Here is a 2,704-nt window from a genome sequence, read left to right as displayed (position 1 = left end):
AGCACACGCGCGCGCTCCGGGGCCAGCATGCGCGAGCGCGCTCGGGCGAACGGCAGGGTGGCCAGCGCCGTGGGCATCTGCACGCCGATCCGCCGGCCGAGATCGGCGAACGCCCGCGCCTCGCGATGCGAGTGCACGACGAGCAGATCAGCGTGCCGCCGATACTCCAGCGCGCCGCGCTGCGCAGGGATCGCCATGCCGGGCAGACCCGCGACGACGACCGGCCTGTGGGTGAGCGCGTCGGTCACGCGGCCCAACAGCCGCACGAACGGCCCACGTCCCGCGAGCAGCACCACGTCGGGGCGCTGTCGCTCGAGCCACGCCGCGGCCTGCGCGAACTCGAGGCGTGTGACGTCATCGGTGAGTATCCCGGCGCCAGCCAGCGCCGTGCGCTGCTGCTCGACGCTCGCGGTCAGCGGCGTCTGCACCACCAGCACATGCGGGCGGATGCCGGTGACGCCGCCGAGCAGCGACGCCGACCACTTCAGGAACGAGTCGGCGTCGGCGATCGCGACGACCCGCAATCCCTCGGAACGGCCCATCCCGGCATCCGTCATGCCCGCTCCCCTCACGCCGAGACGCGACGCAGCTTCGCCATCGGCGCGCGCTCGCTGTCGAACACGCGCTTGACGCCGTCGCCGAGCGCCGTCTCGATCACGCGGATGTCCCGCACGAGGTGTTCGAGACCCGTGGGCTCGAGGGATGCCGCATGATCGGAGCCCCACATGGTCCGGTCGAGCGTGATGTGGCGTTCGACCGCGACCGCGCCGATCGCGACGGCGGCGAGCGAGATCTGCAGGCCGCGCTCATGACCCGAGTAGCCGACCGGCACGCCGGGATAGCGGTCGCGCAGCGTGGCGATCGCGCGAAGGTTCGCCTCTGCGGGCTCGAGCGGGTACGTCGAGGTCGCGTGCATCAGCACGACGCGGTCGGTGCCGAGCGTCGTGAGGGCTCGGTCGATCTGGTCGATCGTCGACATGCCGGTCGACAGGATGATCGGCTTGCCGGTCTCGCGAAGGGCCCCGAGCAGCTCGGTGTCGGTGAGGCTCGCCGAGGCGACCTTGTGCGCCACGACGCCCAGGTCTTCGAGGAAGTCGACGCTCGGCACGTCCCACGGCGAGGCGAACCAGTCGAGCCCCTGCATGGTCGCGTGGTCGCCGATCGCGATGTACTCGTCGCGGCCGAACTCGACCCGGCGGCGGTAGTCGAGGTAGCTCATCGTGCCCCAGGGCGTCTCACGCGGCACGTCGCGCATGTGCTCGGGCGTGGAGATCTCGGGGGTGCGCTTCTGGAACTTCACGGCATCGGCACCCGCTTTCGCCGCGACGTCGATCAGCCGCTTGGCGATGTCGACGTCACCGTTGTGGTTCAGGCCGATCTCTGCGATGACATAGGCGGGGTGACCGCCTCCGATGACACGCGAGCCGATGCTGACAGTCATGATTCCTCCGGTGGTCGAAATGGCCTTCTCCCTGAGTACGCGCCGCGGGTGAACGACCGGGGGCCTCGGGGTTACCGGAGTCGGTCAGGCCGGCAACACTCGCTCGATCAGCTCCCGCACCGCGCCGTGGCCACCCGCGCGCCGCAGCACCACGCGCGCCGCATCGATCACGAGTGGGTGAGCGCCCGCGACCGCGACGGGCCATCCGACGATGCGCAGGGCGGGCAGGTCGTTCACGTCATTGCCCAGATACGCGATCTCTGCGAGCGGGATGCCGTTCTCCGTCGCCCATGCGCGCAGCGCGGACTCCTTGTCGTCGATGCCGTGCAGCACGGGCACCCGCAGTTTGTCGGCGCGGGCCCGCACGACGGGGTTCACCTCGGTCGACAGGATGAGCATCGGTATGCCGGCCGCACGCAGAAGGGACACCCCCATCCCGTCCTCACGGCTGACGCGCACCCGCTCGACACCGTGCGCGTCGATGGTCGCCGTGTCGTCGGTGTGCACCCCGTCGAAGTCGGTGACGACCGCGCGCACCGGTATCCGCTCGGGCGATTCGTACAGTGCGGCGAGCGCCCGCGCCATGCGCAGCTGCTGCTCGTCGTCGATCTCGATCGCCGACCACTCGGGCACCTCGGCGATGCGGATGCGGCCGAAGAAGCGGTGCCGCGCCTCACGGAATCCGTCGGCGCGGAAGACGTAGAACGCGCCGGTCTCGAGGAAGTGCGGCTCGCGGTCCTGGCGGCGCGGGCGCACGGCGGCGTCATGGTTGAGGGCGACGGCGGCGCCCGCCTCGGCCGTGCCCCACAGGAACCCGTAGGTCTCGTGCGCGGCGAACACGGAATCCGCCCGGCCGTCGGCGACCTGCGCGATCGCCGAGGCGAGGGCGTCGCTCGGGATGAACGGCGACGTGGCCTGCAGGAACGCCACGACGTCGAACCGCTCACCCGCCCGATCGAGTTCGTCGAGCGCGTGCAGGACCGCGCTCTCCGACGAGGCCGTGTCGCCCGAGAGAGCGGCCGGCCTGCGCACGATGCGCGCACCGGCGGCCTCGCCGACCGCCGCGATCTCGTCATCGTCGGTCGACACGACGACGAGATCGGTCCGACCGGATGCGAGTGCGCTGCGCACGGCGCGCTCGACGAGCGGCACTCCGCCGACCCGCCGCAGGTTCTTTCGGGACACGCCCTTGGATCCGCCGCGTGCGGGGATGATCGCGACCGTCCTGATGCCGGGGGCCGGCGCAGTCGCCGCCGTGCTGCT

Annotated in this window: 3 protein-coding genes; all 3 read right to left on the bottom strand. The window is 71.4% G+C overall.

Going from position 1 to position 2,704, the window contains the following annotated elements:
- A partial coding sequence (locus tag RWO82_RS15485) for a DUF6716 putative glycosyltransferase (RefSeq protein WP_314428422.1) occupies positions 1 to 542 on the bottom strand: 542 nt, incomplete at its 3' end.
- 26 nt (positions 543 to 568) lie between these two features.
- Positions 569 to 1,441, bottom strand: a complete 873-nt coding sequence (locus tag RWO82_RS15480; protein ID WP_314428421.1) for an N-acetylneuraminate synthase family protein — start codon at positions 1,439 to 1,441, stop codon at positions 569 to 571.
- 84 nt (positions 1,442 to 1,525) lie between these two features.
- Positions 1,526 to 2,671, bottom strand: coding sequence for an acylneuraminate cytidylyltransferase (locus tag RWO82_RS15475; protein WP_314428423.1), 1,146 nt, complete (start codon positions 2,669 to 2,671; stop codon positions 1,526 to 1,528).
- Between the last annotated feature and the right edge of the window lie 33 nt (positions 2,672 to 2,704).

The sequence above is a fragment of the uncultured Microbacterium sp. genome (assembly GCF_963521645.1).
Classification (GTDB): Bacteria; Actinomycetota; Actinomycetes; order Actinomycetales; family Microbacteriaceae; genus Microbacterium.
This window is presented reverse-complemented; position numbering and strand designations above follow the sequence as displayed.